This window comes from Aerococcus sp. L_32 (genome assembly GCF_050689315.1).
In genome coordinates, this window is record NZ_JBOEQF010001304.1 from 1 (window position 1) to 508 (window position 508).

Annotated in this window: 1 protein-coding gene; it reads right to left on the reverse strand. The window is 38.0% G+C overall.

Annotated features, from left to right (window positions below):
- Positions 1-207: 207 nt before the first annotated feature.
- Positions 208-508: acylphosphatase (locus ACRCJ0_RS19470; RefSeq protein WP_431391873.1), on the reverse strand; the 301-nt coding region annotated here is incomplete at its 5' end.

Sequence of the window (508 nt, forward strand, 5' to 3'; positions counted from 1 at the left end):
TAAGCGGTACATAAAACCATCTGGATTATTTGGATTGGCACATCCACCCAAAAATACCACGAGTGACATCACTAGCATAATTAGCGATAGGCGTTTATTTTTTAAACGGCTTGACAATACTTCACGTCCTTTAATTTATATAGTTATTTGATTCTTGTTTAAGTGTCTTGACTAACGTTACTATTGTAGCTAATTTAGGGGGCTATTTCAATAAACCGTGCGAAATTTCACCATTTCCTCACTATTGAAGGTTTCAACGACTTGGATATTGTCGACATGGGCGGATGGGTTTTCCGACATTTCTTTGACTTCTTCAATAAAAGCACGCAATGTGGCATCATCTGCTTGAACAAGAATTTCTACTGATCCATCGTTCTTATTCTCCACAGTTCCCGCAACTTTCATTCTCTTGGCGATTCTTTCCGTAAAATAACGAAAGCCTACACCTTGCACACGTCCGGTTACAACAATTCGACTTGTTTTCATTAATATCCCTTCTTTCATTATG